A 25,896-nucleotide genomic window follows, 5' to 3' on the forward strand; every position below is an offset into this window, starting at 1 on the left:
TGTCGGATCATGCCTACAGCGGCCAGCGACACCAGGCGTACTTGTATTCGCCAATGTGATCGGTCATTCCCGCGCGTATCGGGTTGCCAACGATGTAGCGCGCGTGGCGCAATAGCGCTTCGTCCATACGCAGCGCATGATCGAAAAATCCGGGCTGCCACACCTTGCCCTGCCTACGGCTCAGGCGGTTCAGTGCCAGCGCGCTGGAAGATTTGAAGCGCCGCGCGACGTACGCGAGTGAATGCGAGCGCAGTTCAAACATCCAGTGGATGTGGTCGGGCATGACGACCCATGCCAGGGTAAGGGTGCATCGGCTTCGGTCCATCTTTCGGAATTGGTCCACCACGATCTCGGCGGCTTCCGGACGCTCAAACCACCGGGCTTGCCCGGTGCAGCGCGTCGTCATGACGTAGATCTGCCCAGCGATGCTGTGACGTCCAATGCGGAGACGGTTGCTGCTCATCCGCCGATGGTGCGCGGATCGGCAGCAGTTGAATGTCAGGGGAACGCAGGCACCGGTATCGCCCGACACCAACACGCAGCGTAGGCAGGTTCGCGTGGGCCGGCCAACGGCCGGCGCTACCGCCATGCATCCGAAGCCAATGGTCGATTGATCCCAATCCCAATGGCCCCGCACCAATTCGTAGCCCCGGCCGTTGGCCGGACACCGCGCGCAGCGCGGCCCAAGCATCCGAAGGCGGAAACATACCGCCCCCATGTTTCATCCGACGTTTAGACCATCCGAAGCCAACGGTTGATTGATCCCAATTCCAATGGGCCCGCACCAATTCGTAGCCCCGGCCGTTGGCCGGACACCGCGCGCAGCGCGGCCCAAGCATCCGAAGGCGGAAACATACCGCCCCCATGTTTCATCCGACGTTTAGACCATCCGAAGCCAACGGTTGATTGATCCCAATCCCAATGGGCCCGCACCAATTCGTAGCCCCGGCCGTTGGCCGGACACCGCGCGCAGCGCGGCCCAAGCATCCGAAAGCGGAAACAAACCGCCCCCATGTTTCATCCGACGTTTAGACCATCCGAAACCAATGGTCGATTGATCCCAATCCCAATGGCCCCGTACCAATTCGTAGCCCCGGCCGTTGGCCGGACACCGCGCGCAGCGCGGCCCAAGCATCCGAAGGCGGCAACAAACCGCCCCCATGTTTCATCCGACGTTTAGACCATCCGAAGCCGCCCCCCCATCACCCCAACAACGTCTCCAACACCGCCATGCGCACGGCCACGCCGTTGGCGACCTGGCGCAACACCCACGATTGCGGGCCGTCGGCGACTTCGTCGGTGACTTCAACACCGCGATTGATCGGGCCCGGGTGCAGCACGGCCGCATCCTGCCCGGCACGCTTCAGGCGCGCGGCGTTCAAGCCGTATTCCGCGTGGTACTGCTCGATCGAGGGCACCAGGCCTTCTTCCATGCGCTCTCGCTGCAGGCGCAGCATCATCAGCGCATCCACGCCTTCCAGCATCTGGTCGAAATCCTGGCCGACGATGCAGCCCTTCAACGTCTCATCGTCCGGCAGCAGCGACTGCGGGCCGCATACGCGGATCTCGCCCACGCCCAGCGTGCGCAGGGCATGCAGGTCGGTGCGGGCCACGCGCGAATGCTTCACGTCGCCGACGATCACCACCTTCATCTTCGAAAAATCGCCACCCTTGGCCTGGCGCAGGGTCAGCATGTCGAGCAGGCCCTGGGTCGGATGCGCGCTGCGGCCATCACCGGCGTTGACCAGTGCGGTGCCCTCGCCCGCCGCCGCCGCCAGTTCGGCCACGGCACCGTCATCCGGGTGGCGCACCACGAACCCGCGCACGCCCATCGCCTCCAGGTTCTTCAGCGTGTCGCAGGCGGTCTCGCCCTTGCGCGTGGACGAGGTGGAGGCATCGAAGTTCAGCACGTCCGCGCCGAGGCGTTGCGCCGCCAGCTGGAACGAACTGCGGGTGCGGGTGGAGGGTTCGAAGAACAGCGTGCACACCGCCGAACCGCCCAGCACGTGGCGCTTGTTGCCGACCCGGCCCACCGCCGCGTCGCGGATCTGGCCGGCGCGGTCGAGCAGCTGCAGCAGGGTTTCGCGGGGCAGACCTTCCAGGGTCAGCAGGTGGCGCAGGCGTCCGTCGGAATCGAGTTGCGAGGCGGTCATGGGCAGGGTCTGGGGTCAGGAAACGGGGGTGGCGTCGTCGGGCGAAGACAGCCAGCGTTCGATGATCACCGCGGCGGCCACCGCATCCAGCGTGGCCGCATCACGACGACGCTTGCGGCCTTCGGCGCGCTCGACGGCGAACCGGCGGGCGGCTTCGACCGAGCTGGAACGCTCGTCGATCAGCACCACCGGCAGTTTGAAACGTTCCCGCAGCTGGCGGGCAAAGCCCTGCGCGCGCTTGCGGTTGGGCTGGTCCTGGCCCTCCAGGGTGAGCGGGTCGCCCACCACCAGGCCATCGGGCCGCCATTCCTTGATCAGGCGTTCGACCGCGGTCCAGTCTGGGCCATTGCCGTGCACGTCCACCACCGCGATGGCGCGGGCATGGGTGCCGAACGAACTGCCGATCGCCACGCCGATCCGGCGCGAGCCGACATCGAAGCCCAGCACGGTACCGTCGCGGCGGATGGTGGCCGGCTCAGACATTGCCGCTGTAATCGGTCAGTCGGAACAGATCCACGCCGATGCGCGCGGCGGCCCCCTGCCAGCGCTGCTCCAGCGGCGTGGCGAACAGCAATTCGACATCGGCCGGCACGGTCAGCCAGCTGTTGTCGGCAATCTCGCCTTCCAGTTGGCCCTCGGTCCAGCCGGCACAGCCGAGCGTGACCAGCGTGTTGCGCGGGCCATGCCCGCGGGCCATGGCCTCGAGGATGTCACGCGAGGTGGTGAGGTACACGCCCTCGCCCACCTGCAGGCTCGATTCCCAGTCGCGCGCGTCGTCATGGATGACGAAGCCGCGCTCGGGGTGCACCGGGCCGCCGTTGAGCACCACCTGATCGCGCAGCGCGAGGTCGTCGGTCTGGATCTCCATCTGCGCCAGCACATCGCCCAGCGTGTACTCCGACGGCTGGTTGACCAGCACGCCCATGGCACCGTTCTCGTCGTGCTGGCAGATCAGGCCCACCGTGCGCGCAAAGGTCGGATCGGTCAGCGACGGCAGCGCGACCAGCAGGTGATGGGCAAGGGATGTGGGCAACGTGGACATGGGTCCATTCTACCCGGTGCATCCGCACACGGGCGTGAGTCTGGCCCTGCGGATGCGGGCGGGTGAGTGTTGGCCGTAGACTGGGATCACGCACTCTCCTGTTGACGACGATTCCCCATGAGCGGTTACTGCCTCATCGCCCCGGGCCACCCGGTGCACGGTCACTACCATGACCACGAATATGGCTTCCCGCAGCGCGACGAACGCGAGCTGTTCGAGCGGTTGCTGCTGGAAATCAACCAGGCCGGGCTGAGCTGGGAAACCATTCTGAAGAAGCGCGAAGGTTTCCGCGCGGCCTACAGCCAGTTCGACGTGGACACCGTGGCTGCCTACGGCGAGCGCGACGTGGAACGGCTGCTCAACGATGCGGGCATCATCCGCAACCGGCTCAAAGTGCACGCGGCCATCCACAACGCGCAGGTGATCCAGCAGCTGCGGTCCAGCCACGGCAGTTTCGCGGCGTGGCTGGACGCGCACCACCCGCGCGACAAGGCTGACTGGGTGAAGCTGTTCAAGAAGACATTCCGCTTCACCGGCGGCGAGATCACCGGCGAATTCCTGATGAGCCTGGGCTACCTGCCCGGCGCGCACGCCAGGGATTGCCCCGTGTACAAGCGTTTGGCGAAGATCCCACCGCCGTGGGCCGTAACATCACGTTGATCCCGGACATCGCCTGGGCCGGCCAACGGCCGGCGCTACCGGTGTGCGGTGTTAAACGCCCATGTACCTGCCGGGCCGGTGGTTGAACATCAACACCAGGCTCAGCACTACCGCGCCGATCGCCGAATACAGCACCTTGTCCGGCGACAGCACGAAGAACGCCACGCCCATCAGCAGCGTATCGAACGACATCTGCACCTTGCCGGCACTCCAGCCGCGGGTGCGCTGCAGGTACACCGCCAGGATGCCGATGCCGCCCAGGCTGGCGCGGTGGCGGATGTAGAACAGGATGCCCAGCCCGGCCAGCGCGCCGCCGACCAGCGCTGAATACAGCGAGCTGATGTGGGCGAAATCGGCCCAGCGCGGCAGCAGGTCGGTCAGCACGCCGCAGGCGGTGACCGCCGCGAAGGTCTTCAGGGTGAATTCCCAGCCCATCCGCCGCACCGCCACCCAGTAGAACGGCAGGTTGACCAGCACGAACACCAGGCCGAAGTTCCAGCCGAACGCATAGTGGGCCAGGAAGGCCAGCCCTGCCATGCCGCCGATCATCAGCCCGCCCTTGGCAAAGATCGCCAGGCCCAGCGAAGCCACCAGCGTGGCCAGGATCATGCCCTGCACGTCTTCGGCGACCGAATGGCGCAGCGCTTTCGCATCGGCCACGGTGCCGGCGCTGTCCGGGGGCGGGGTCAGCGGACCGGCGGTGACCAGATGGCCGTCAGCGTCGTCGCACGGCGCAGGGCCATGGGATTGAAGGGACATGGGGGATGGGGCCAGACACGTGGGGAGCGGTATTAGACACGATCCGCGTGACAGTTGCAGGTGAAATTGATTCATCCCGCAACGAATGACGTTTTCACCCCGTCCGGTCCTTCAGATGGTGCGCCACCAGTGCATTGGCGTGGCCATGGCCCAGGCCGTGCTGGTTCTTCAGGAAGGTGACCAGCGCCATGTGCTTGAGGCCACCCTGGGTGGCCAGCAGAGCCAGCCAGTGCCCGACGGGCTGCCCATAGGTCTTTTCGATGGACGGAAAGTACGACGCGGGGCCTTTGACCGGGGTGGTGTCGCTCATGACCTGTTCCTTGCAGAGGGGTTCACCCGGTACGACGTTGGTCAGCGGAGGAAATCGACATCCGTACCCACCAACGGTGGGCACCTACCGGTCAAGCGGTAGCGCACGACCGTTGGTCGTGCGCCTTGAACGTCAGCGGGTGACCTGCTTCTGCCGCTCAGCGTTGTAGCGGTCGCCCATGATGGCGATGCCGTCCAGCGCCGCCGCGATCTGCTGCAGGTCGGCCTCGTGCAGGGTCAGATCCACCGCAGCCAGGTTTTCCTCCAGCCGATGCAGCTTGGTGGTGCCCGGAATCGGCACAATCCACGGCCTGCGCGCCAGCAGCCAGGCCAGTGCAACCTGGGCCGGGGTGGCCTGGCGCGCGGCGGCGATCGCACCAATGGCGTCCACGAGGGCCTGGTTGGCGCGGCGCGCCTCCACCGCAAAGCGCGGCAGCGAGCTGCGGAAATCGTTGGCGGCGAACTCGGTATCGGCGGTGATCGCCCCGGTCAGGAAACCGCGACCAAGCGGGCTGAACGGCACAAAGCCGATGCCCAGCTCTTCCAGCACCGGCAGCACGCTCTGCTCAGGCTCACGCCACCACAGCGAATACTCGCTCTGCAGCGCCGCCACCGGCTGCACCGCATGCGCGCGGCGGATGCTGTCTTCGCCGGCTTCGGACAGGCCGAAATGCTTTACTTTGCCTTCGGCAATCAGGTCCTTGACGGTGCCGGCGACCTCCTCGATCGGCACGTTCGGGTCGACCCGGTGCTGGTAGAACAGGTCGATGCGGTCGGTCCTGAGCCGCTGCAGGCTGGCTTCGCATACCGCACGGATGTTCTCCGGGCGACTGTCCAGACCGGCATCGGCGTTGGCGCCCTTGAAACCAAACTTGGTCGCGATGACCACCTGGTCGCGGTAGGGCGCCAGTGCCTGCCCCAGCAATTCCTCGTTGCGGAACGGGCCATACACCTCGGCGGTGTCGAAGAAGGTCACGCCCCGTTCCACCGCCGCGTGCAGCAGCGCGACGCCGGTGCTCACCTCGGGGGCGGTGCCATAGGCATGGCTCAGCCCCATGCAGCCCAGCCCAAGCGCGGAAACGCGCAGGCCGCTGTTGCCAAGGATTCGTGTCTGCATGGGGTGCTCCTTCCAGTGGGGACCCCCACGATACGCCAGAGGTCCGTGCCGATTGCACAGGCCGGAGCGCTGTTGGTCATGAGCAGATTTCATGAATGGCGCCGCCTGACGGCGGCGCCATCCTGTTACCGGTCCGGCGTGACCGCCATGGCGATGAAGAGCAGCAGCAGGAACAGCCCCCCGGCCACCACCACCAGGATGTGCCAGATGTTGAACCGGTCCATGCGCTCCATGTCCACCCGCTCATCCTGGTGGTAGCGACGCAGCAGGCTGTTGACCGGCAGCAGCGGTACGAAGATGAACAAGCCAAGCAACCACCCGACATTGGGCAGCCGGGTGGAGAGGTTGAGCAGGAAGTAGGCTACTGCCAGCAGCGCCGGGTCGAACGCCAGGTCGCGACGACGGTTGCAGGCCGCGCTGCGCAGGTCGCTGAAGCAGAAGTACGCCCAGATCGGCGAGAACAGCGCGCGCGCCCAAGTCCACTGGCTTCCTCCCGTTTCACGCTTGATCGCCTGCCAGTTCCGCCAGAACCAGTACAGCGGGTAGAGCCCGAACGTGGTCGGTGAGAGCAGCACCATTTTCAGGGTGGAGGGCGAGTAGTACTCGGCCGCGTCGGAGTCGGCCTGTGATTGGGCACGCACCTCAGGCAGGGCGCGAGGCAATGCAGGTGGTGCCGGGATGGTCGCCGGCGCGCGGTACGGATCATGCAGTTCCATATGCATTCTCTACAGTTCAGTGCTACCGGCGCGGTGCCGGCCCCTTGAAGCACCACTTACGACAAAGGCGCGCCGGCATTGCACCGTACGCGCCCTGGTTCCGCTTCCGCAGGTTCAACGAACCTCGGAAATCTCCACCCCGTCCAGGCCCTGCGACAGCGTGCGTGCGTCGCCGCCCTGCGACAGCTTGATGCGCAGGCGCACTTCGTTCTGCGAGTCGGCGTAACGCAGCGCGTCTTCGTAGCTGATCTCGCCGGCCTGGTAGAGCTCGAACAGGCTCTGGTCGAAGGTGCGCATGCCCAGCTGCACCGACTCCTTCATCACTTCCTTGAGCTTGTGGATCTCGCCGTCGCGGATGTAATCCTGCACCAGCGGCGTGCCCAGCATGATTTCCATCGCCACCTTGCGCGACTTGCCATCCGGCGAGGGCACCAGCTGTTGGGCGACCACGCCCTTGAGGTTCAGCGACAGGTCCATCAACAGCTGGTTGCGGCGGTCTTCCGGGAAGAAGTTGATGATGCGGTCCATCGCCTGGTTGGCGTTGTTGGCATGCAGGGTACACAGCACCAGATGGCCGGTTTCGGCGAAGGCGATGGCGTGGTCCATGCCTTCGCGGGTACGCACTTCGCCGATCATGATCACGTCCGGCGCCTGGCGCAGCGTGTTCTTCAGTGCCGCCTCCCAGCTTTCGGTGTCGATGCCGACCTCGCGCTGGGTGATGATGCAGCCTTCGTGCTTGTGCACGAATTCGATCGGGTCTTCGATGGTGATGATGTGGCCGGTGGAGTTCAGGTTGCGGTAGCCGATCATCGCCGCCAGCGAGGTCGATTTACCGGTACCGGTCGCACCCACGAACAGGATGATGCCGCGCTTGGTCATCGCCAGCGTCTTGATGATCGGCGGCAGGCTCAGCTCTTCCACGGTGGGAATGCGCGTCTCGATGCGGCGCAGGACCATGCCGACCTGGTTGCGCTGGTAGAAGCAGCTCACGCGGAACCGGCCCACGCCGGACAGGCCGATGGCGAAGTTGCACTCGTGGGTTTTTTCGAACTCTTCGCGCTGTGATGGGGTCATCACGTTCAGCACCAGGTCGCGGCTCTGTTGCGGCGTGAGCGGGGTCTGGGTGATGGGCGAGATCTTGCCGTTGACCTTGATCGCCGGCGGCATGCCCGCGGTGATGAAAAGATCCGACGCCTTCTGGTGCGCCATCAGCTTGAGGAACGAGGTGAAGTCGATGGTGGTGCTGGTGGTATTCATTGCGGTGGGCTCCGGATGCCTTGCCGAGAGCCGGCCAACGGCCGGCGCTACCGAATCTGTCGAGCCGGGCACAGCCCGGCGTTACGCAGCGGAACGCGCCGGGACGGGCCCGGCTTGTCCGTCATTCGAAGATGCGCTTGTCCTTGGCGTATTCCTTGGCCTGGTTGCGCGTGATCAAGCTGCGCTTGACCAGGTCCTGCAGGTGCTGGTCGAGCGTCATCATGCCCATCTGCTGGCCGGTCTGGATCGCCGAGTACATCTGCGCCACCTTGTCCTCGCGGATCAGGTTGCGGATGGCCGGGGTACCGACCATGATTTCCCACGCAGCGGTACGCCCGCCCCCACTTTCTTCAGCAGCGCCTGCGAAATCACCGCGCGCAGCGACTCGGACAGCATCGAGCGCACCATCGGCTTTTCGCCGGCGGGGAACACGTCGATGATGCGGTCGATGGTCTTGGCCGCCGAACTGGTGTGCAGGGTGCCGAACACCAGGTGGCCGGTCTCGGCCGCGGTCAACGCCAGGCGGATGGTTTCCAGGTCGCGGAGTTCGCCCACCAGGATGATGTCCGGGTCTTCACGCAGTGCCGAGCGCAGCGCTTCGTTGAAGCCGTGCGTGTCGCGGTGCACTTCGCGCTGGTTGATCAGGCACTTCTGCGAGGTGTGCACGAATTCGATCGGATCCTCGACGGTGAGGATGTGGCCGTACTCATTCTTGTTGATGTGGTCGATCATCGCCGCCAGCGTGGTCGACTTGCCCGAACCGGTCGGGCCGGTCACCAGGATCAGGCCCTGCGGCTGGTCGATCAGCTCACGGAAGATCGGCGGCGTGTTCAGGTCCTCCAGCGTCAGCACTTCGGACGGAATGGTACGGAACACCGCACCGGCGCCACGGTTCTGGTTGAACGCGTTGACGCGGAAGCGCGCCAGACTGGGAATCTCGAACGAGAAATCGACTTCGAGGAACTCCTCGTAATCGCGACGCTGCTTGTCCGACATGATGTCGTAAACGAGCGCGTGGACCTGTTTGTGGTCCAGGGCCGGAATGTTGATGCGACGGACATCGCCGTCCACGCGGATCATCGGCGGCAAGCCTGCCGACAGATGAAGGTCCGACGCTTTGTTCTTCACGGAAAACGCCAACAGCTCGGCGATATCCATACGCTGCTACTCCCCATAGACTGCTGCGACTGGAAGGATCTTTCCCCGGTCGGCAGTATAGCCTCCCTGATCCACCGGGATATCCTGTTCTGAAGCTGCCCTTTGTGGAGCTGCCCCTTGAGTGCCCTGCCCGTGACCGCCCTGCCCCTGTCCACCCTGCTGCTGAACCTGCACAACGCGGCCACGGCCGCCGGGCGGCCAACGCCGCGCCTGCTGGCCGTATCTAAGACCCAGCCGGCCGATGCCGTGGCAGCGCTGGCCGCACAGGGCCAGCGTGCCTTTGGCGAGAACTACGTGCAGGAGGCTGCGGCCAAGATCGATGCGTTGGCCGAATTGCGGCTGGAGTGGCACCTGATCGGCCACCTGCAGTCCAACAAGGCCGAGCTGGCCGCGCAACGTTTCGACTGGGTGCAGAGCGTGGACCGGGCCAAGCTGGTCACCGCACTTGCCGCGCACCGGCCGGCCGCCCGGGCGCCGTTGAACGTGCTGATCCAGGTCAATATCGACGATGAAGACAGCAAGCACGGCTGCAGTCCCGATGCCGTACCGGCGCTGGCGGCAGCCATCATTGCCGAACCACGCCTGCGCCTGCGCGGGCTGATGGCCATTCCTGCGCCGTGGCCGGAAGTGGATCGCCGGGCACGGGCCTTTGAACGCATGCACGCGCTGTTTGTCGACCTCGCCGCCCAGCACCCGCACGTCGATACCCTCTCGATGGGCATGAGCGGCGATTACCCCGAGGCCATCGCCCATGGGGCAACCATGGTCCGCGTCGGCACCGCCTTGTTTGGCGCACGCAACACGTAGAGCGGGGCTCTGCCCCGCTGCCACCCACCGGCCGGGCAGAGCCCGGCGCTACCCGGAGATTCCATGAGCAGCGATTCCATCACCTTCATCGGCGGCGGCAACATGGCGCGCAGTCTGGTCGCCGGCCTGATCCGCCAGGGCGTCGCCCCCGGGCAGATCCACGTGGCCGAACCGGTCGCCGAGCTGCGCAGCCAGCTCACTGCCGAATTCGGGGTGAAGACCTACGCCAGCGCCATCGAGGCCGCCGCCCAGGGCACGGTATGGGTGCTGGCGGTGAAACCGCAGGTGCTGCGCGATGTCTGCGCTGCGCTGGCCGATGGCGCTCGGACCAAGGCCCCCCTGGTGGTGTCCATTGCCGCCGGCATCACCAGCGCGCAGCTGGTGCGCTGGCTGGGTGGCCAGGCGGCTGTGGTCCGCGCCATGCCCAACACCCCGGCGTTGCTCGGCGCAGGGGTCACCGGCCTGTTCGCCACGGCCGCAGTCAGCGATGCCCAGCGCGCGCAGGCCGACCAGGTGCTGTCCAGCGCCGGACGTACGGTCTGGATTGACGACGAAACACGCATGGATGCAGTGACCGCAGTGTCCGGCAGCGGACCGGCCTACGTGTTCCTGCTGGCCGAAGCCATGGAAGCTGCGGGCATTGCACAGGGCCTGCCGGCCGACGCCGCCCGCACGCTGGTGGTGCAGACCCTGCTGGGCGCCAGTCGCATGCTCGATGAGTCGGGCGAGGCCCCCGCTGAGCTGCGGCGCCGGGTGACCTCGCCGAACGGCACCACGCAGGCGGCGATCGAGAGCTTCCAGGGCGAAGATTTCGAGGCGATCGTGGGGCGCGCCATCGATGCCGCGACGCGGCGTGGCAAGGCGTTGTCGGCGGCGAACGATTGAATCGGGCGGGTTCAGCCACGCAGGGCGTGGCTCTACGGACTTGGAACACGCGTAGAGCCACGCCCTGCGTGGCTGCCGTTCGCGCGGTGCATCACCCCCACCGCTGCGCGCCGTCGCCCTGCGCGCCCAATGCGTCGCCCGGGTTGGCCAGCCGGCAGCGCTTCAACGACAGGCAACCGCAGCCGATGCAATCGGTGAGCTGGTCGCGCAGCAGCAACAACTCCTCGATGCGCTGGTCCAGCTCACCGCGCCACAGCGCCGACATCTTCGCCCACTCGGCACGGGTGGGCGTCTTGTTTTCCGGCAACGCGGCAAATGCATTGGCCACCGCCTCCAGCGGCATGCCCACCCGCTGCGCCACGCGGATCACCGCCAGCCGGCGCAGCACGTCGCGGCTGAAACGGCGCTGGTTGCCGGCCGTGCGCAGGCTGTGGATCAACCCCTTGCGCTCATAGAAGTGCAACGCCGATACCGCCACGCCGCTGCGACGTGCCACCTCGCCTACACTCAGCTCCTGCGCGATCACCGCTTGACCTCAACCATGGTTAAGATGTCATGGTGCGGCACCTCGCGGCGCGCGGCAAGCGCCACGCTTCTTCGTTGCCTGGAATCCGCATGTCTTCCGATGTAGCTGCACTCCCCACCGACGCGCCCGCGTCGATCCTCTCGGCGCGTTACCGCGCCACCACCATCGGCATGGTCGCGCTGGTTTCGCTGCATGCCTTCGAGGCGCTGGCCGTGGCTGCGGCCATGCCGACCGTCGCGCATGAGCTGGATGGGCTGCGCCTGTACGCGCTGGCGTTCGGCGGCACGCTGGCCACCAGCGTGATCGGCATGACGTTGGCGGGCCGCTGGAGCGACCGACTGGGCCCGGCACGGCCGCTGTGGCTGGGCCTGTGCTGCTTCATCGCCGGCCTGCTGGTGGCCGGGCTGGCCCAGCACATGCCGGTACTGGTGATCGGCAGGCTGCTGCAGGGGCTGGGCGCGGGCGCGATTTCGGTGGCGCTGTATGTGCTGGTCGGGCGCACGTTCCCGGAATCGCTGCGGCCTCGTGTGTTCGCCGCATTCTCCGCCGGCTGGGTGGTGCCCTCGCTGATCGGCCCGGCCATCAGCGGCCTGATCGTGCAGCACGCCGGGTGGCGCTGGGTGTTTCTGGGTGTGCCTCTGTTGGCCATCCCCGCCGCGCTGCTGCTGCGGCCGGCGCTGCGTGCGGTGCCGCCACTGGCTGCCTCCACCGATTCGAGCGCTACCGTGGTTCGCTGGGCCATCGGCGCGTCCGTGGGCGCGCTGCTGCTTTACGTCGGTGGCCAACAGGTAGGCTGGCCGGCGCTGGCGGTGCTGCTGCCTGCGGTGGCACTGCTGGCGCTGTGCAGCTGGAAGCTGCTGCCGCGCGGCACCCTGCGCCTGCGCCGTGGACTGCCCAGCGTGATCGCGCTGCGCGGCATTGCGGCGTCGGCGTTCTTCGGTTGCGAAGCGTTCCTGCCCCTGCTGCTGCAGCGTGAGCGCGGCCTGAGCCCGCTGCTGGCCGGGGTGGCATTGAGCCTGGGCGCACTGGGCTGGTTCAGCGGCTCTTGGTTCCAGGGCCATGGCGGCCAGGGGCTGTCGCGCCGCCAGCTGCTCACCACGGGCGCGCTGTTGATGTGCACCGGCATCATCGGCACCGCGCTGGCGATCCAGCCGGGCGTACCGCTGGGATTGGCGCTGGCAGGGTGGACGCTGACCGGGCTGGGGATGGGGTTGATCTACCCCAGTCTGTCGGTGCTGACGCTGTCGTTGTCGCCGCCGGCGCAGCAGGGGGCCAATACCTCGGCGCTGCAGCTGAGCGAAGCGCTGGGCGTGGCCACCACGCTGGCCATTTCCGGATCGCTGTTCGCGTTGATGTTGTCGGTGGATGTGACGCTGGGCTATCTGCAGACGTTTGCGATCATGTTGTTGTTGGCCGCAGCGAGCGTGGTGGTAGCGCGGCGGGTGTAGAGCCACGCCCTGCGTGGCTGCGCGGTGCCGCCCCGACCGGAATGTCAGGGCGCCACTTCCTCAAGATCCTCCCTGAGGATCCGCCTTATCTCCAGCACCGCCTGCGGGGTCTCCTGCACGCTGTGGCCGGAAATGATCACCTTCTCCGACACCGCGCCCGGCAGGTGCGCGCTCCAATAAGGCACCAGGCCGTCGTCGGACTTCTCCAGCGGCACCTCGGGTTTGCGCTGGGCGATGATCGAGTGGTACTTCAGGCCCGGCATGATCGGCAGTGCGGCAGCCGCCTTCACGAATGGGTCGCTGGCCTTGAGGTTGTCGATGCTGTTGGGAATCTGCAGCTTGGTCGGCTGCGCCGACTGCACTTCCGATTGCTGCAGCGCCTGGAACACATCCTCGAATTTGCCCAGGATCGTGATCGGCAACCGCACCAGCTTGCCGATCAGGCGCCCTACCCGGTTGCCCGCGATATCGGTGCCTTTGTGCGGAGCGGCGATGAAGATCGCCCGCTCCACGTTCGGTTCGGCATCAAAGTGCAGCAGCGGGCCGAGCTTTGCCTGGACCCGCTTGAGCCGTTCACCCTTCAGGTCGTAGTTGGCCAGCAGCTGGTTCCACAACGTCTCTCCCGAACTGGTGACCAGCAGCCGGGCCAATACACCGCCCATGCTGTGGCCGATGAACACCATGTCCTTCGAGGCACGCGAGGTTCCCGTCGGATCAAAATGCTTGAGTGTGTTGTCGAACGCCTGGTCGATCTCGTAGCGGTTCAGCGCGATCGGCGCGTTGGTCGGGTAGTACACCTGCCACACCTGGAAGTGCCTGCGCAGTTCGGGATCGCCCAGGATCTCGTTGGCCACGTTCACCCACGCCTCCGGGCTGCTGCCCAGCCCATGCAGCATGAAGATGATGCGGCGGTTCGGGTCCCATGGCTGCATCAGGTACATGTGCGGCTCGGCGATACCTTCACTCAACCCGAAAAGAGTGCGCAACGACTGGGTGGCGAAGCCGGACTGGGCCAGCCACATGCCGTAGGCGGCGGTGAAGTTGCCGGCCAGCGGCACTTTCTCGCCGTGCAGGTCCACGCTTTCGGTGGATTCGGGCGAATACACGTCGAACAGCACCTGGGTGGTGTCCAGCACCTGCTGCAGGGTGTCGCCCTTGAAGCGCAGCAGTGCAGTCGCATTGATCGCCGACATCTCGCTGTACTGCGGAATCTCTGCCTTTTCACCGTTGATCGACGCGATCAGCTTGGGCGGGTCCATCACCACCACCAGCTCGGCACCAAAGCCATCGCGGCGGTAGGTGCTGCGCAGGCCGGCAAAGCTCACGGATGACGCCGACACCATGGTGGTGGGAATGCTGGTCAGGCGCAGTTCGTCGAAGTCCGAGGTCAGCGTCCAGCGCTCGCCTGCCACCGCGGCGTTGTAATCCTCGCCTTCCAGCGCGCTTTCGCGGCTGCGCTTGAACACCACCGTGGCGGTCTGCTCGGCGGCGTAGTTGTAGTAATCGCGCACCTGGGTCTGGCGGTCTTCGAAGGCGCGGTCCGACGGCGTTCGCCCGCTGAAGAACAGGTAGGCATAGGCATATCGGGCCGCTTCCAGCCACGCATCCAGCGCCGCGTCGGACATCGGGGTCTTGTCGCGGTCCTTCAGTTTGGGAGTGAGCGCCAGTGCGTTCTTCACCCACAGCTCGGACAGCGCCGACAGGCGCTGTTCCTCGGGCAGGTCACGGGTGTCCTTGAGGGTCTTTTCGCACGCGACTACATCCTTCTCGCACAGCGATACGTCCAGCCCGATCACGCTCAGCGTTTCCTGCGAGGCCATGCTGAACCTACCCGAGGTGAGCACGTCGCCACGCTTGCTGGCCAGGTAGTCGGTGGGCGAAACCTGCTTCATGGTGACCATGGCGCAGCCGCTGGACAGCAACAGCAACAGCACCGCCGCCAACAACGGCACGCTCCGCCAGATCAACCGGCTCACGGCTGCGCCTCCGCGTCGATACCGGGCACGCCTTCGCGGATCAGCTGCGAAAAGTGCGGATCGTCGCCGGCCGCGCGCGCGCGATCGGTGATGCGTCCGCGCGCCTTGAGCGTGGCGAAGTCCACGCCCGGGGCAAGTACGCCCAGATCGCGCGCGTACTCGGCAAAGTAACCGGAAGCGAGCAGCCGGTAATCCAGCGGCAGGCCCGGTGCGATCTGCCTGGCCAACTCGTACACGATGGTGGTGCAGTTGCTGGTCAGCGTGTTGTAGAAGGCCGGCGCCGCGTCCAGCTTTCGCGCCGCGCCCAGGTAGGACACGAACAGGCCCTTGAGCTGTTCATGGGACATGCCCTTCAGGCGATACAGGTACACATCTTCGCCGCGCACGTTGCTGCGCACACGCACGATGTCGGTTTCCTCGGCCGCTACCAGCGTCATCTCGAACTTGCGGAAGAACCCGCCCAGCGCCGAGAACGATTCACCGCGCTCCTTGCGGATCTCCAGCGAGAACACCAACTGGCGGCCGTCGGCGAAACCGAACGAGACCAGCGTGTGCGCGATCATCGGCCCCATCCAGTACGACAGCACCAGGTCGGCCGAGCGCAGCTGGTCCAGATCGTATTCGCGGCGCTCCCAGCGCACGTCGTGGTCGTCATCGGTGCGCCAGGTGAAGTTGCGCACGTTGTCGAGCACCACCTTGGAGCCGTCGAACTCCACCACCTTCAGCCGCTGGGCGACATCATCGGCCCAGACCCGGTCCTGGCGCGGGCTGAGCAGCAGCCACCAGACGCCGCAGACCACCAGCGCGGCCACGAACAACGGACCCGGCCAACGCCCGGCACGGGCGCGCCCGACAGCCACGGCGGTGCTCAACGCGAATGTGCCCCACCCCACCAGCACCACGCCCTTCAACCAACCCGGCCCGGGAAGTTGATACGCCAGCAGCCCGGCTACCCACAGCGCTGCGACCAGCATCAATACGGCCAGCCCCCATCGTCCTGCTGTCTTCACACATCGTTCCGTCGGTTGGTCTGGGCGCTAGTTAGCCATAACTGCGGTGTGGGGGACAGTTTCCCTGTTCAGGTTCACTCAGCGGCGCGGTGCGCCCACCTTCTGCCACGGCGCCATGCCCTTGCGGGCGCGCGGCAGGGCGCGGCGCAGCGGCCATCGGCGTGGCATCGGAATGCCGACCCCGGGGGCGGCAGTATCGTCCCGGCGCAGGTCCCCGGCGCGCTCGCCCACCAACAGGGCCGCCATTTCCTCCAGGCCGTTGCGCATCGCCCGGGCGGCTGTCTGCAGGGTGTTCATGGCGTGTCTCCAGGAATGACGTGGGGACGGTCTACGTTAGGAGCGGCGACGCGTACGGGCCGTGCAGGGGATGTGGCAGACGGATGAAAACAGGCCGCAATGGGCCTGCACCTGAGATTCATTTGCGTTCGCATCCTCATCTCCCGATAATCCGGGCCCTCAGCCCCCGGATCCTTGCCATGCCTGTCCTGTCCCGCCGTTCGCCCTTGCTGTTGCTGGTTCCCACTCTGCTGGCCTCGGCGATGGCCCAAGCCCAGGACACCAGCACGGCCCGTACCCTGGACGCGGTCAGCGTGGTCGCCAACCGCGCCAGCACCGCCACCAAGACCGATACCCCGCTCACGCAGACCCCGCAGGCGATCAGCGTGGTCACCAGCGAGCTGTTCACCGACCGCGGCGCGCGCAACCTGCAGGAAACCCTGCGCTACAGCGCCGGCGTGACCGCCGATGCCTACGGCCTGGATACCCGCAGCGACGGCAGCACCGTGCGCGGCCTGGACCCGGTGCAGTACCTGGACGGCCTGCGCCGCAGCTACGGCTTCAACCCGCTGGCGCGCACCGAGGTGTATGGCCTGGAACGGGTGGAAGTGCTGCGCGGCCCGTCCTCGGTGCTGTACGGCGCCGGCGCCACCGGCGGCATCATCAATGCCATCACCAAGCGCCCGACCTCCGGCGAGCTGGGCGGTGAAGTGGGCGTTCAGCTGGGCAACTTCGACCGCAAACAGATCCAGGGCGACGTGGCCGGCACCCTGAACGAGGCGGGCACGGTAGCCGGTCGTTTCGTCGGGCTGGTGCGCGATTCGGGCATGCAGACCGACTACATCGACGATGATCGCGTGTACCTGGCGCCGTCGATCAGCTGGCAGAGCGAGCGCAGCACGCTGACCGTGCTGGCCAGCTACCAGCACGACAAAACCGCCTCCAGCCAGCAGTTCCTGCCGGTGGTGGCGACCTTGAACGCGCCGGCCGGGTCGCCGCGCCTGGATCCGTCGACGTTCCTGGGCGACCGCGATTTCGACAAGCTCGATTCGCGTGTGTACAGCGTGACCGCGCTGTTCGACCACCGCTTCAGCGACTCCATCAGCCTGCGTTCTGCGGTGCGTTACCTGGATGGCAGGACCGAGTTCCGCGAACTGTACCCGGACACCTATTCCAATCCGCTGGACCCGTTCATCGATGCCGACAAGCGCGTGCTCAACCGCAACGCTTACGGCGTGCGCCCCGACGTGCGGTCGCTGACCAGCGACAACGCCGTGCAGTTCGACTTCGCCACCGGCGCGTTCCAGCACCTGCTGCTGGCCGGCGTGGACTACAGCGACTACCGCGAGAAGTCCTACAACCTGGATGCCACCCCGACCCCGATCGACATCTACAACCCGATCTCCACCGGCGTGACCATCAACGGCTGGGACCGCCTGCCCGACCAGCAGACCACCCAGCTGGGCGTGTACCTGCAGGACCAGATCCGCTGGGCCGACCGCGTCTCGCTGGTGCTCGGCGCACGTCGCGACCACGCGCGCAGCAAGACCGAAGGCCTGCCCAGCCAGACCGACAACGCCACCACCTACCGCGCCGGCCTGATCGGCGAGATCGGGGCGGGCGTGTCGCCGTACATCAGCTACAGCGAATCGTTCCTGCCGGTCACCGGCCAGGACCTGTACGGCCGTGCGTTCAAGCCGATGCAGGGCGACCAGTGGGAAGGCGGCATCAAATGGCAGCCGGCGCCGAACATGCTGGTCACCCTGGCGGCCTACCGCATCACCGAGACCAACCGCCAGACCAACGATCCGGACAACGTGTTGAACGTGATCCAGACCGGTGAAATCGAATCGAAGGGCGTGGAACTGGAGGGCCAGTTCCAGTTCGCGCACGACATCACCCTCACTGCGGCGTATTCGCGCAACAAGGCCGAAGTGACCAAGAGCAACTTCGCCATGGAAGTGAACCAGCGCCTCAACGACACCCCGCAGGAGCTGGCGTCGGTGTGGCTGGGCAAAGCCTTCAACCTGGTCGACGATGCGCGCCTGCGCCTGGGCATCGGCGGCCGTTACGTGGGCAACACCCAGTCGCTGGGTTACGGCGGCTTCATCCGCACCCCCAGCTACACGCTGGTGGACGCCCTGGCTGAAGTACAGGTCACCGATTGGACGATGGCGCTGAACATCACCAACCTGAGCGACAAGAAGTACTTCGCCCCCTGCCGCAACTTCGGCGACTGCTTCACCGGCAACCCGCGCATGGTGACCGGCACCATCAGTTACCGCTTCTGATCGTCAGCCGGGCAGAGCCCGGCTCTACGCCGTAGTGCCGGGCTCTGCCCGGCAAAAAGAACCGTAGCGCCGGGCTCTGCCCGGCAAGCTTTCTCCAGCCGCCGCCAGAGAACCCAATGCAACGCACCACCCTCAAAGCCTGGTTCCTGGTCCACAAGTGGACCAGCCTGGTCTGCACGCTGTTCCTGCTGCTGTTGTGCATCACCGGCCTGCCGCTGGTGTTCGGCGAGGAAATCGCCCATCTCAGCGAACCGCACGTAGACAACCCGCAACCGGAAGCCGCGCACCGCAACCTGGATGCGCAGGTTCGCACCGCCGTGGCGCAGTACCCCGGCAACGTGCCGTTGTTCGTGGGCTGGGACTGGGAAGGCCATACCGTCTACGTCAACACCGGCACCGAGCCGGGTACGCCGCCGCCGCAGATGAAGACCGCGCTGCTCGATGCCAACAGCGGTGAAGTACTGCCCGCGCCACAGTTCAACGAAGGGGTGATGTACTTCCTGTACCGCCTGCACACCGACCTGTTCCTGGGCCTGCCCGGCATGCTGTTCATGGGCGCGATGGGCCTGCTGTTCGCGGTGGCGATCGTCTCCGGCCTGGTGCTGTACGGCCCCTTCATGCGCCGCCAGCGCTTCGGCACCCTGCGCACCGGACGCAGCCGCCGGCTGGCCTGGCTGGACCTGCACAACGTGATCGGTGTGGTCACCCTGGGCTGGGCGCTGGTGGTGGGCATCACCGGGGCCATCAACACCATCGCCAAACCCCTGGAAACCGCCTGGCAGAGCCAGCAGTTGGGCGAATTCGCCGCGCGCTACGCCGGCCAGCCGCGTCCGACCACGCTGGCCTCGTTGCAGGCCGCCGTGGACACCGCGCGCGCCGCCGAACCGGGCATGCGCCCGGCGTTCGTCAGCTTCCCCGGCACCGGCTACAGCGGCGACCACCACTATGGCGTGTTCATGCAGGGCAACACCCCGCTTACCGAGCGGTTGTATCGCCCGGTATTGATCGACGCGACCAGCGGCGAACTCACCGCCCAGCCGCAGCTGCCCACCTACATGAGCGTGCTGCTGCTCAGCCAGCCGCTGCACTTCGGCGACTACGGCAAGCTGCCGCTGAAGATCCTCTGGGCACTGCTGGATCTGCTCACCATCGCAGTGCTGGTCAGCGGCCTGTACCTGTGGTTCAAGCGCGGCAGCACGGAGGCGCGGGTGACCGAGATCGAGCGTGCCGAGAAGACCGGGGGTGCTGCATGAGCCAGACCCCTGCGCCCACTGACAGCCCGTTCACGGCGCCAGCCTGGATCGCGGCCGCCAGCGTGCTGGGCCTGGTCAGCGCGCTGATCGGCGATGGCGTGTTCGACGTGGTGTCGTGGGTGGTCTTTGCTGCACTGATCGGGCTGGTGGTGCGCGCGTGGGTGAAACGCGCTCGCTGATCGGCTGGCCAATCGCTGGGGCCGCCCGCTCACATCACCGCAAAGGCTCCACCACGACCGCCGTTCCGTAGCACAGCACCTCGGTCAGCCCGGTCATGATATCGGTAGCGTCATACCGCATTCCGATGATCGCGTTGGCCCCCAGCATCCGTGCGTGCTTGGCCATGTCGCGGTAGGTCTCCCCGCGCGCCTGCTCGCACAGCTCGGTATAGATGGTGATGTTGCCGCCGAACAGCGTCTGGATACCGCCCAGGAAATTGCCGACGATCGAACGCGAGCGCACGGTGATGCCGCGCACCACGCCGAGGTTGCGCACGATCCGGTACCCGGGCAGCTCGAACGCGGTAGTCACCATCGAATCGTCAAGACGGGGCCCGGTCGGCGGGCGTGCGGCGCTGTTGTAGGGATCTGCCATGGTTGCCTCGTTGCACAGGATAATCGGACATTCTGCAGCCACGCAGGGCGTGGCTCTACCCCGGCGGCCCGCGCTCGACGGCTTCCATGGCGCCGGCGAATTTCGCCATCAGCCGTACCAGGTCCGATACCTCCTGCGGCGCCCAGGTTTCGAAGATGGCCCTGCCCATCCGTTCGCGCGCAGCATCCAGGCGGTCGGTCATGTCCTTGCCCTTCGGCGCAATGGTTGCCTCGCGAATCCGGCGGTCCTGCGGGTTGCCCTGCCGGGTGATCAGCTCCATCGTCGCCAGCTTGGCAACCTGCCGGCTGATGGTCGTGTAGTCGCGGCCCAGCCGGTCCGCCAGTTCCACCACCCCGATCGGCCCTACCCGCTCGATCACCACCAGCAGCCGGAACAGGGCCTGGTCCAGCTTGACCCCTGCTTCCTGGATCAGCCGCTCGTCGTTGCGCGGACGGTTCATCACGCTGACGAGGCTGACCATGGACAGGTGCAGCGACTTCATCTCGGCCGAAATATGTGTATCTTGCACTCTCTTTTTCGTGGGCATAGCATTCCCTCCAGATAAGTGCATATTACACATACTTGGAGATGACGAGATGAGTAGTACCCCCGATGTAGTGATCTGCGGCGCCGGTGCCGCCGGCTTGACCCTGGCCATCGAACTGGCCCGGCGCGGCGTGCCCTTCCGGCTGCTGGAGCAGCGCGACCAGCCCTTCCATGGCTCCCGCGGCAAGGGCATCCAGCCCCGCAGCCAGGAAATTTTCGAGGACATGGGCATCGTCGACCGGTTGTTTGCCACCGGTGGTCTCTACCCCCTCTCGCGCACCCACCATGCCGACGGCAGCTGCACCGACAGCGCCGTGCTGGAAGGTGCACCGGCCACCCCGGCCGAGCCTTATCGCCAGCCGCTGATGGTCCCGCAGTTCCTGACCGAAGCGGTGATGCGCGACCGGCTGGCCGAACTGGGGCACGCAGTGGAATTTGGTCACGCGTTGATTGGCTTCGACCAGGATGACGATGAAGTCTGCATCCGCATTGCCACACCCGCGGGCGAGCAGCTGCTGAGGACGCGCTACCTGGTCGGTGCCGACGGTGGCCGCAGCTTCGTGCGCCAGGCGCTGCAGGTTCCTTTCCCCGGCCAGACGCTTGGCGTACGCGCCGTGGTCGCCGATATCGTGCTGCAGGGTTTGCCGCGCGATGCGTGGCACAACTTCAACGAGAGCGACATGGCGCGCCGCATTTCGCTGTGCCCACTCATGGGCACGGCGCTGTTCCAGCTGCAGGCTCCGGTGCCGTTGGAGGGCGAGGTGGATCTGTCCATCGAAGGCCTGGCCGCGATGGTGCACGAGCGGACAGGGCGCGATGACCTCGCGGTCGAAGGTGTCTGGTGGGCCTCCGCGTACCAGATGAATGCACGCCTGGCTGATCGCTATCGCGTCGGCCGCGTGTTCCTGGTCGGCGATGCCGCGCATACCCATCCGCCTACCGGCGGCCAGGGTCTGAACACCAGCGCGCAGGATGCATACAACCTGGGCTGGAAGCTGGCGTCCGTGCTGCAAGGCGCACCGGACGTGCTGCTCGATACCTACGAAGAAGAACGCAGACCCATTGCAGCCTCGATGCTCGGTCTTGCCACCACCCTTCTCGAGCATGCCAAACGGGGCGACAACCGCCGCGGACGTGAGGTGCAGCAGCTCGACCTCGGGTACCGGACGTCTTCGCTTACGCTGCCGGCCGGACCACGCGAGGGACGCATCGTACCCGGCGACCGCGCGCCGGATGCCCCCCTGCAGGGCGCAGGTGGACAGCCCCGACGGCTGTTCGACGTGCTTCACGGTACGCACTGGACCCTGCTTGGCCATGCAACCGACCGCACCGCTGCACCCTCGCGCACCAACCTGCACGTGCACCTCATTGGACCGAAGGGTGACCTGCGGGACGGCGAAGGGTATTTCGCACAAGCGTACGGACTGGAATCGGACGAGTGGGTGCTGGTTCGTCCTGACGGCTATGTCGCGGCGGTTGCGGAAGGCAGGCGGATCGCCGACCTGGTGTCACACCATGCAGCGTGTTCGCCCTGATGCCGGGCATACCGTAGTCGCAACGCCAGGGGAGCACCGCTCAGCCGTCGGTGCTGCGGAGGCTGGCGCGGGAGACCGGGGCCAGCCGCCGGAATGTTTCCATGAGGGCCAGGGGCAGCAGCCAGCTCGCCCAGAGCAGGCACGAGATGAGCGCACCGCCCGGCGCGAACCCCGAAGCAATGGCCACGGGCAACATCAAGCGGAACAGGACAGGCGCCAGGGTCACCGCGTAGTTGCGGATCATCCATGTCCTGTGGCGCTGCACGCGACCACGGTGGATCGCAATCATCGCCAACAGCGCCGTGGTCAACCATGCCAGCGCGGTACCCGCAAAGCCAAGCTGGATGGAAAGCGGTGCGGGAGTAGTGGCGATCAATCCAGCCGCCGCCGCACTGGCGGTGAGGATTCCGCCGAAATAGACGTACCCGACCTGCCGATGCAGTACCGGTCGCTCCCACCACCAGCGCGCCAGCAGCTGCACTGGCCCGGTCACAATGGCGGCCACCCCGCCGGCCAGGTGCAGCCACAACCAGCCGTGCCGATCCACGAAGCGACCATACGCGGGGCTGTCGGCAAGCCGGTAGTTACCGTAGACGGCAAGCAGGAACTCCGCCGATACAAGCACGACGACCATCCAGAGGATGACCGTGAACACGGTTCTCACAACATTTTCCCGGCGCGATGAAGGTGCATTCACGGCATGGTCTCCTGTCCCGTGGGCGGACTTTACGCCGTAACCCCGAGGAAGTGAGCATCACTTCCGGACCAGCAGCGCATGTTCGACCACATCACGGCCAGCGTGAATCGCATACCGGTTTGCATTCGCATACCGGGTACTGTCGCCTGATGTGATCGTGCGCTGCCACGCAGGGCGTGGCACTACGGATTCTCACGATGGCGGGTCGAAAGCGGGTCGATCACACTGGCATTTGTTATCGTGCCCGCCGTCAGCCCCATTTCCTGGAATCACATGCCCCGCAAGCCATCCGCCTCTTCCTCCCCGCAAGCACTGCTGCGGGCAGCCACCAAGGAGGCGTATGAACGCGTCACCCTGCTGCTGACCGCCAGCTATGCCGATTTCAGTCCTGAGCAGCAACGCAGGCTGCGCGCGCTGTTGGACAGCGAGGGTGCGGCCAGTCCGGCCAAGCGCGCCAAACCTGAACGGAAGGAACTGCCGCCGCGCTACTGGCTCCCACATACCCAGGAAACCTGGTCCGGCCGCGGTCGCGTGCCGGGGACGTTCCTTGCGTGGGAGGGCACCGTGGCGCATACCGAGTGGAAGAAGCACCACCCCGATGAGCGCTTCCCGGCCTATCCGGGCTGAATGCGAAGATGAGTCGCGGAATCAAGATGCGCCGGGCCCTGGGAACGTTCGGCACCCCGCATCGCGTTGAGGACCTGCAGAAGCGCCATGATGCGCAGCAGACCCTTCCCACGCTGCTTTGCGACAGTCCCGGATGCGGCGTTTCTGTCAGGTTCGTGACCGAACACACCCGATCCCGGGCCGACCGCACCACGCCCATCCATGTGCCGGCCTACATCGCGTTGAAGAAGGGCGTGGAGCATATCCGTGGGTGCCGATACGATGCCCCGGGTCGCCTGCAGACCATTCTGGCCGCTGGATCCGATCCCGATTTCCTGCAGGCACTGGACGACGGTAAACATGAGCTGCGGCTGCTGTTGCTCCAACAGGGGCTGAAGCGCGGCAGCAATCAAGCGCCCGCCTCACCGGCGCCTACCGCGAGCGCCTCGGCAACCCGGCGCCCAACCACGTACCAGGGCACCGGCCAACGGCTGGACAGCTACCTGCGCACCGTCGCCGACCTGCTCACCCTGCGTGCCATGTGTGACGACGACGCCGTGCTGGCCGCGCAACTCACCCTGCGCCTGGGCAAGAAAAAGATCGAGTGGAGCAACTTCTTCTACGAGCCGGACCGTTACGACGAGGCGTGGGAACGGCTTGGCGCCGCTTCCACGGACCTGCCCATGGCGCTGGTCGGCACTGTGCGGTCGCACCGCTCGCCGCCGCCCGGCGCCAGCTACAGCGCCACCTACCTGAACTGCACCTCCAAGTACCAACGCACCGGCGTCACCGACCAGATGGACTTCTACGAAGTGAGTGTCGGGCACGACGACGCCGCATGGCTGCAGTCGTTCCCGGTGGGCGCTGACATCGTGATGTTCGGCCTGTGGCGACAGGGCAAAACGACCTCGTCCATCAAAGTGGATTCGAAGGACGCGACGCGCAAGATCACCTATGTCACCCACAAACTGGCGCTGTGGCCGGGTTTCAAACGGCAGCTGGCGCTGGTTGACTGACCGGAGGTCCTTCAGCATGACCAGATCCACCCCGTTCCTGCTGCTCACCGCGCTTTCCGCTGCCTTGCCCGCTGCCTGCGCTGGCCAGAGCGGGCCTGCGGCCAAGGTCTTCACTGACGTGACCGCGACGCATGTTCCTGCGGACCCCGAACTGCACGCGCTGGATGCGGCCCTGCTGGATGCCGATGGAGATGGTGACCTGGATGTCGCGGTTGCGGTGGAAAACGGCGCCAACCGGCTGTACCTCAACGATGGCACCGGAAAGCTCAGCCAGAAGCCCGATGCCTTCGGCTCGATCACCGGCGACAACGAGCATGTGCGCGTGGCCGACTTCGATGGCGACGGCCACATGGATGTGGTGTTCGTTGCCGAAGACACCGAACAGCACAACCTGTTCCTGGGCGACGGCAAGGGTGGGTTTACCCGGGTGAGTGAACGCCTGCCCGCCACCAGCCAGGCCAATGCCGTGGCGGTCGGCGATGTGAATGGCGACGGCCTGCCCGACATCGTGGTGGGCAACACCACCGAGGGCAAGGACGGGGTGGCGCAGCCCTTCCTGTGGCTCAATGACCGTGCGCGACCGGGCTGGTTCGTCGATGCCACTACGACCCACCTGCCCTCCATCGACGTGCAGGCACAGGGCATCGTGCTGGCCGATCTGGATGGCGATGGCGACCTGGACATGGCCATCGCCAGCCAGGATCCGATCAATCGACTGTTGTTGAACGACGGCCGCGGCCGCTTCACCGATGCCACTGATCGGTTGGGCCCACAGATACCGACCGAGACCCGCGAAGTACACGTCCTTGATGCCAACGGCGATGGCCGCCTGGACCTGGTGTTCTTCAACCTCACCAGCAACAACCGGGACTGGGACAAGGACCCGCAGACGCGGTTGCTGATCAACCAGGGCAACGCCCGCTTCAAGGACGAAACCCGTGCGCGCCTGCCCGCCCACCGCTTCTCAAGCTGGGGTGGCACCGTGGTGGACTTCAACCATGATGGTCATCCCGATCTGGTGGTGAGCGCGATCGATGTACCGGGCTTCGTGCCGCTGCAAGTGCGTGCGTGGCAGAACGATGGGAAGGGTGTCTTCACCGACGTCACCGCCGCCGTGATTCCTTCTACCACCGTGGGGCGAAGCTGGAGCATGGCCCATGGCGATCTGGATGGCGATGGCAGGCCGGACCTGTTCATTGGCGGCTGGCAATCGCAGGCGCGGCTGCTGCTGAACCGAGCGAAGCAGCACGATTAGATCT

General features: G+C 66.1%; 27 protein-coding genes and 1 pseudogene. 11 read left to right on the plus strand and 17 right to left on the minus strand.

The genetic code is table 11. The features are described from left to right. Positions 1–13: 13 nt before the first annotated feature. The 4 genes from WIX41_RS04600 to WIX41_RS04615 all read right to left on the minus strand — a co-directional run bounded on the left by WIX41_RS04600 (position 14) and on the right by WIX41_RS04615 (position 3,195). Positions 14–463: an REP-associated tyrosine transposase gene (locus WIX41_RS04600; RefSeq protein ID WP_339445980.1), complete on the minus strand. Its 450-nt coding sequence runs from the start codon at positions 461–463 to the stop codon at positions 14–16. A gap of 739 nt (positions 464–1,202) precedes the next feature. Beyond that, positions 1,203–2,153, minus strand: a complete 951-nt coding sequence (locus WIX41_RS04605; RefSeq protein ID WP_339445981.1) for an aspartate carbamoyltransferase catalytic subunit — start codon at positions 2,151–2,153, stop codon at positions 1,203–1,205. 15 nt (positions 2,154–2,168) lie between these two features. Further along, the gene (gene ruvX / locus WIX41_RS04610; RefSeq protein WP_339445982.1) at positions 2,169–2,636 is read right to left on the minus strand and encodes a Holliday junction resolvase RuvX; all 468 of its coding nucleotides are present in this window, start codon (positions 2,634–2,636) and stop codon (positions 2,169–2,171) included. Next, positions 2,629–3,195, minus strand: coding sequence for a YqgE/AlgH family protein (locus WIX41_RS04615; RefSeq protein ID WP_339445983.1), 567 nt, complete (start codon positions 3,193–3,195; stop codon positions 2,629–2,631). The genes ruvX and WIX41_RS04615 overlap by 8 nt, the downstream gene beginning before the upstream one ends. Before the next feature lie 117 nt (positions 3,196–3,312). Between WIX41_RS04615 and WIX41_RS04620 the strand changes: the two genes are divergently transcribed. After that, positions 3,313–3,855, plus strand: coding sequence for a DNA-3-methyladenine glycosylase I (locus WIX41_RS04620; protein WP_339445984.1), 543 nt, complete (start codon positions 3,313–3,315; stop codon positions 3,853–3,855). 51 nt (positions 3,856–3,906) lie between these two features. Here the strand turns inward: WIX41_RS04620 and WIX41_RS04625 are convergent, their stop codons facing one another. From WIX41_RS04625 to WIX41_RS04650, 6 genes and pseudogenes are all read right to left on the minus strand, one after another. Then, positions 3,907–4,614, minus strand: coding sequence for a YitT family protein (locus WIX41_RS04625; RefSeq protein ID WP_339445985.1), 708 nt, complete (start codon positions 4,612–4,614; stop codon positions 3,907–3,909). A gap of 94 nt (positions 4,615–4,708) precedes the next feature. Beyond that, the gene (locus WIX41_RS04630) at positions 4,709–4,924 is read right to left on the minus strand and encodes a DUF4287 domain-containing protein (protein WP_339445986.1); all 216 of its coding nucleotides are present in this window, start codon (positions 4,922–4,924) and stop codon (positions 4,709–4,711) included. 132 nt (positions 4,925–5,056) lie between these two features. Continuing rightward, a complete protein-coding gene (locus WIX41_RS04635) occupies positions 5,057–6,040 on the minus strand; it encodes an aldo/keto reductase (protein ID WP_339445987.1) in 984 nt (327 codons plus the stop codon). A gap of 125 nt (positions 6,041–6,165) precedes the next feature. Beyond that, entirely contained in the window at positions 6,166–6,756 is a 591-nt protein-coding gene (locus WIX41_RS04640) for a hypothetical protein (protein WP_339445988.1), read from the minus strand. A gap of 114 nt (positions 6,757–6,870) precedes the next feature. Further along, on the minus strand, positions 6,871–8,013 hold the full coding sequence (locus WIX41_RS04645; RefSeq protein ID WP_339445989.1) for a PilT/PilU family type 4a pilus ATPase: 1,143 nt from the start codon (positions 8,011–8,013) through the stop codon (positions 6,871–6,873). Positions 8,014–8,134: 121 nt separating this feature from the next. Beyond that, a pseudogene (locus tag WIX41_RS04650) lies at positions 8,135–9,171 on the minus strand (type IV pilus twitching motility protein PilT). Positions 9,172–9,303: 132 nt separating this feature from the next. Here WIX41_RS04650 and WIX41_RS04655 point away from each other — a divergent pair. Beyond that, positions 9,304–9,978, plus strand: coding sequence for a YggS family pyridoxal phosphate-dependent enzyme (locus WIX41_RS04655; protein ID WP_409187452.1), 675 nt, complete (start codon positions 9,304–9,306; stop codon positions 9,976–9,978). 63 nt (positions 9,979–10,041) lie between these two features. Continuing rightward, positions 10,042–10,863, plus strand: coding sequence for a pyrroline-5-carboxylate reductase (proC, locus tag WIX41_RS04660; RefSeq protein WP_339445990.1), 822 nt, complete (start codon positions 10,042–10,044; stop codon positions 10,861–10,863). A gap of 91 nt (positions 10,864–10,954) precedes the next feature. On the opposite strand, the gene soxR is transcribed toward proC, so the two are convergent. Further along, a complete protein-coding gene (gene soxR, locus WIX41_RS04665) occupies positions 10,955–11,389 on the minus strand; it encodes a redox-sensitive transcriptional activator SoxR (RefSeq protein ID WP_339445991.1) in 435 nt (144 codons plus the stop codon). Positions 11,390–11,478: 89 nt separating this feature from the next. Here soxR and WIX41_RS04670 point away from each other — a divergent pair, with 89 nt between their 5' ends. Then, entirely contained in the window at positions 11,479–12,837 is a 1,359-nt protein-coding gene (locus tag WIX41_RS04670; RefSeq protein ID WP_339445992.1) for an MFS transporter, read from the plus strand. A 44-nt stretch (positions 12,838–12,881) separates the two neighbouring features. Here the strand turns inward: WIX41_RS04670 and WIX41_RS04675 are convergent, their stop codons facing one another. The 3 genes from WIX41_RS04675 to WIX41_RS04685 all read right to left on the minus strand — a co-directional run bounded on the left by WIX41_RS04675 (position 12,882) and on the right by WIX41_RS04685 (position 16,120). Further along, positions 12,882–14,813, minus strand: coding sequence for an esterase/lipase family protein (locus tag WIX41_RS04675; RefSeq protein WP_339445993.1), 1,932 nt, complete (start codon positions 14,811–14,813; stop codon positions 12,882–12,884). After that, positions 14,810–15,787, minus strand: a complete 978-nt coding sequence (locus tag WIX41_RS04680; protein WP_409187453.1) for a DUF4105 domain-containing protein — start codon at positions 15,785–15,787, stop codon at positions 14,810–14,812. The genes WIX41_RS04675 and WIX41_RS04680 overlap by 4 nt, the downstream gene beginning before the upstream one ends. A 114-nt stretch (positions 15,788–15,901) precedes the next feature. Beyond that, positions 15,902–16,120, minus strand: coding sequence for a hypothetical protein (locus WIX41_RS04685; protein WP_339445995.1), 219 nt, complete (start codon positions 16,118–16,120; stop codon positions 15,902–15,904). A gap of 179 nt (positions 16,121–16,299) precedes the next feature. Between WIX41_RS04685 and WIX41_RS04690 the strand changes: the two genes are divergently transcribed. From WIX41_RS04690 to WIX41_RS04700, 3 genes are all read left to right on the plus strand, one after another. After that, a complete protein-coding gene (locus WIX41_RS04690) occupies positions 16,300–18,390 on the plus strand; it encodes a TonB-dependent siderophore receptor (protein ID WP_339445996.1) in 2,091 nt (696 codons plus the stop codon). A gap of 116 nt (positions 18,391–18,506) precedes the next feature. Next, positions 18,507–19,643: a PepSY-associated TM helix domain-containing protein gene (locus tag WIX41_RS04695; protein WP_339445997.1), complete on the plus strand. Its 1,137-nt coding sequence runs from the start codon at positions 18,507–18,509 to the stop codon at positions 19,641–19,643. Beyond that, positions 19,640–19,822: a hypothetical protein gene (locus WIX41_RS04700; protein WP_339445998.1), complete on the plus strand. Its 183-nt coding sequence runs from the start codon at positions 19,640–19,642 to the stop codon at positions 19,820–19,822. Before WIX41_RS04695 ends, WIX41_RS04700 begins: the two co-directional genes overlap by 4 nt. 34 nt (positions 19,823–19,856) lie before the next feature. Here WIX41_RS04700 and WIX41_RS04705 read toward each other — a convergent pair whose 3' ends face one another. Then, complete coding sequence (locus tag WIX41_RS04705; protein ID WP_409187321.1) at positions 19,857–20,237, minus strand: YbjQ family protein; 381 nt, start codon at positions 20,235–20,237, stop codon at positions 19,857–19,859. A 55-nt stretch (positions 20,238–20,292) separates the two neighbouring features. Next, entirely contained in the window at positions 20,293–20,784 is a 492-nt protein-coding gene (locus tag WIX41_RS04710) for a MarR family winged helix-turn-helix transcriptional regulator (protein WP_339445999.1), read from the minus strand. A 49-nt stretch (positions 20,785–20,833) separates the two neighbouring features. On the opposite strand from WIX41_RS04710, the gene WIX41_RS04715 reads away from it, so the two are divergent. Further along, positions 20,834–22,318 (plus strand): FAD-dependent oxidoreductase, encoded by a 1,485-nt coding sequence (locus tag WIX41_RS04715; protein WP_339446000.1) that lies wholly within the window; start codon positions 20,834–20,836, stop codon positions 22,316–22,318. A gap of 40 nt (positions 22,319–22,358) precedes the next feature. On the opposite strand, the gene WIX41_RS04720 is transcribed toward WIX41_RS04715, so the two are convergent. Next, a complete protein-coding gene (locus tag WIX41_RS04720; protein ID WP_339446001.1) occupies positions 22,359–22,982 on the minus strand; it encodes a DUF2306 domain-containing protein in 624 nt (207 codons plus the stop codon). Between the two features lie 306 nt (positions 22,983–23,288). Between WIX41_RS04720 and WIX41_RS04725 the strand changes: the two genes are divergently transcribed. From WIX41_RS04725 to WIX41_RS04735, 3 genes are read left to right on the plus strand one after another with little or no spacing between them, the layout of a single operon-like run. Next, positions 23,289–23,642 (plus strand): H-NS family nucleoid-associated regulatory protein, encoded by a 354-nt coding sequence (locus WIX41_RS04725; RefSeq protein WP_339446002.1) that lies wholly within the window; start codon positions 23,289–23,291, stop codon positions 23,640–23,642. An 8-nt stretch (positions 23,643–23,650) separates the two neighbouring features. Next, positions 23,651–24,637 carry a hypothetical protein gene (locus WIX41_RS04730; protein ID WP_339446003.1) on the plus strand — a complete coding sequence of 329 codons (987 nt, stop codon included), beginning with the start codon at positions 23,651–23,653 and terminating at the stop codon, positions 24,635–24,637. A gap of 16 nt (positions 24,638–24,653) precedes the next feature. After that, complete coding sequence (locus WIX41_RS04735; protein ID WP_339446004.1) at positions 24,654–25,892, plus strand: FG-GAP repeat domain-containing protein; 1,239 nt, start codon at positions 24,654–24,656, stop codon at positions 25,890–25,892. The last annotated feature ends 4 nt before the right edge of the window (positions 25,893–25,896 follow it).

Origin of the sequence: Stenotrophomonas sp. AB1(2024) (genome assembly GCF_037482345.1) — a bacterium.
Classification (GTDB): Bacteria; Pseudomonadota; Gammaproteobacteria; order Xanthomonadales; family Xanthomonadaceae; genus Stenotrophomonas.

Excerpts from the sequence above, each read along its gene's own strand:
- WIX41_RS04600 (WP_339445980.1), bottom strand. The coding sequence starts at position 463 with ATGAGCAGCAACCGTCTCCGCATTGGACGTCACAGCATCGCTGGGCAG.
- WIX41_RS04605 (WP_339445981.1), bottom strand. The coding sequence starts at position 2,153 with ATGACCGCCTCGCAACTCGATTCCGACGGACGCCTGCGCCACCTGCTG.
- ruvX (WP_339445982.1), bottom strand. The coding sequence starts at position 2,636 with ATGTCTGAGCCGGCCACCATCCGCCGCGACGGTACCGTGCTGGGCTTC.
- WIX41_RS04615 (WP_339445983.1), bottom strand. The coding sequence starts at position 3,195 with ATGTCCACGTTGCCCACATCCCTTGCCCATCACCTGCTGGTCGCGCTG.
- WIX41_RS04620 (WP_339445984.1), top strand. The coding sequence starts at position 3,313 with ATGAGCGGTTACTGCCTCATCGCCCCGGGCCACCCGGTGCACGGTCAC.
- WIX41_RS04625 (WP_339445985.1), bottom strand. The coding sequence starts at position 4,614 with ATGTCCCTTCAATCCCATGGCCCTGCGCCGTGCGACGACGCTGACGGC.
- WIX41_RS04630 (WP_339445986.1), bottom strand. The coding sequence starts at position 4,924 with ATGAGCGACACCACCCCGGTCAAAGGCCCCGCGTCGTACTTTCCGTCC.
- WIX41_RS04635 (WP_339445987.1), bottom strand. The coding sequence starts at position 6,040 with ATGCAGACACGAATCCTTGGCAACAGCGGCCTGCGCGTTTCCGCGCTT.
- WIX41_RS04640 (WP_339445988.1), bottom strand. The coding sequence starts at position 6,756 with ATGGAACTGCATGATCCGTACCGCGCGCCGGCGACCATCCCGGCACCA.
- WIX41_RS04645 (WP_339445989.1), bottom strand. The coding sequence starts at position 8,013 with ATGAATACCACCAGCACCACCATCGACTTCACCTCGTTCCTCAAGCTG.
- proC (WP_339445990.1), top strand. The coding sequence starts at position 10,042 with ATGAGCAGCGATTCCATCACCTTCATCGGCGGCGGCAACATGGCGCGC.
- WIX41_RS04670 (WP_339445992.1), top strand. The coding sequence starts at position 11,479 with ATGTCTTCCGATGTAGCTGCACTCCCCACCGACGCGCCCGCGTCGATC.
- WIX41_RS04680 (WP_409187453.1), bottom strand. The coding sequence starts at position 15,787 with ATGCTGGTCGCAGCGCTGTGGGTAGCCGGGCTGCTGGCGTATCAACTT.
- WIX41_RS04685 (WP_339445995.1), bottom strand. The coding sequence starts at position 16,120 with ATGAACACCCTGCAGACAGCCGCCCGGGCGATGCGCAACGGCCTGGAG.
- WIX41_RS04690 (WP_339445996.1), top strand. The coding sequence starts at position 16,300 with ATGCCTGTCCTGTCCCGCCGTTCGCCCTTGCTGTTGCTGGTTCCCACT.
- WIX41_RS04695 (WP_339445997.1), top strand. The coding sequence starts at position 18,507 with ATGCAACGCACCACCCTCAAAGCCTGGTTCCTGGTCCACAAGTGGACC.
- WIX41_RS04700 (WP_339445998.1), top strand. The coding sequence starts at position 19,640 with ATGAGCCAGACCCCTGCGCCCACTGACAGCCCGTTCACGGCGCCAGCC.
- WIX41_RS04705 (WP_409187321.1), bottom strand. The coding sequence starts at position 20,237 with ATGGCAGATCCCTACAACAGCGCCGCACGCCCGCCGACCGGGCCCCGT.
- WIX41_RS04710 (WP_339445999.1), bottom strand. The coding sequence starts at position 20,784 with ATGCCCACGAAAAAGAGAGTGCAAGATACACATATTTCGGCCGAGATG.
- WIX41_RS04715 (WP_339446000.1), top strand. The coding sequence starts at position 20,834 with ATGAGTAGTACCCCCGATGTAGTGATCTGCGGCGCCGGTGCCGCCGGC.
- WIX41_RS04725 (WP_339446002.1), top strand. The coding sequence starts at position 23,289 with ATGCCCCGCAAGCCATCCGCCTCTTCCTCCCCGCAAGCACTGCTGCGG.
- WIX41_RS04730 (WP_339446003.1), top strand. The coding sequence starts at position 23,651 with ATGAGTCGCGGAATCAAGATGCGCCGGGCCCTGGGAACGTTCGGCACC.
- WIX41_RS04735 (WP_339446004.1), top strand. The coding sequence starts at position 24,654 with ATGACCAGATCCACCCCGTTCCTGCTGCTCACCGCGCTTTCCGCTGCC.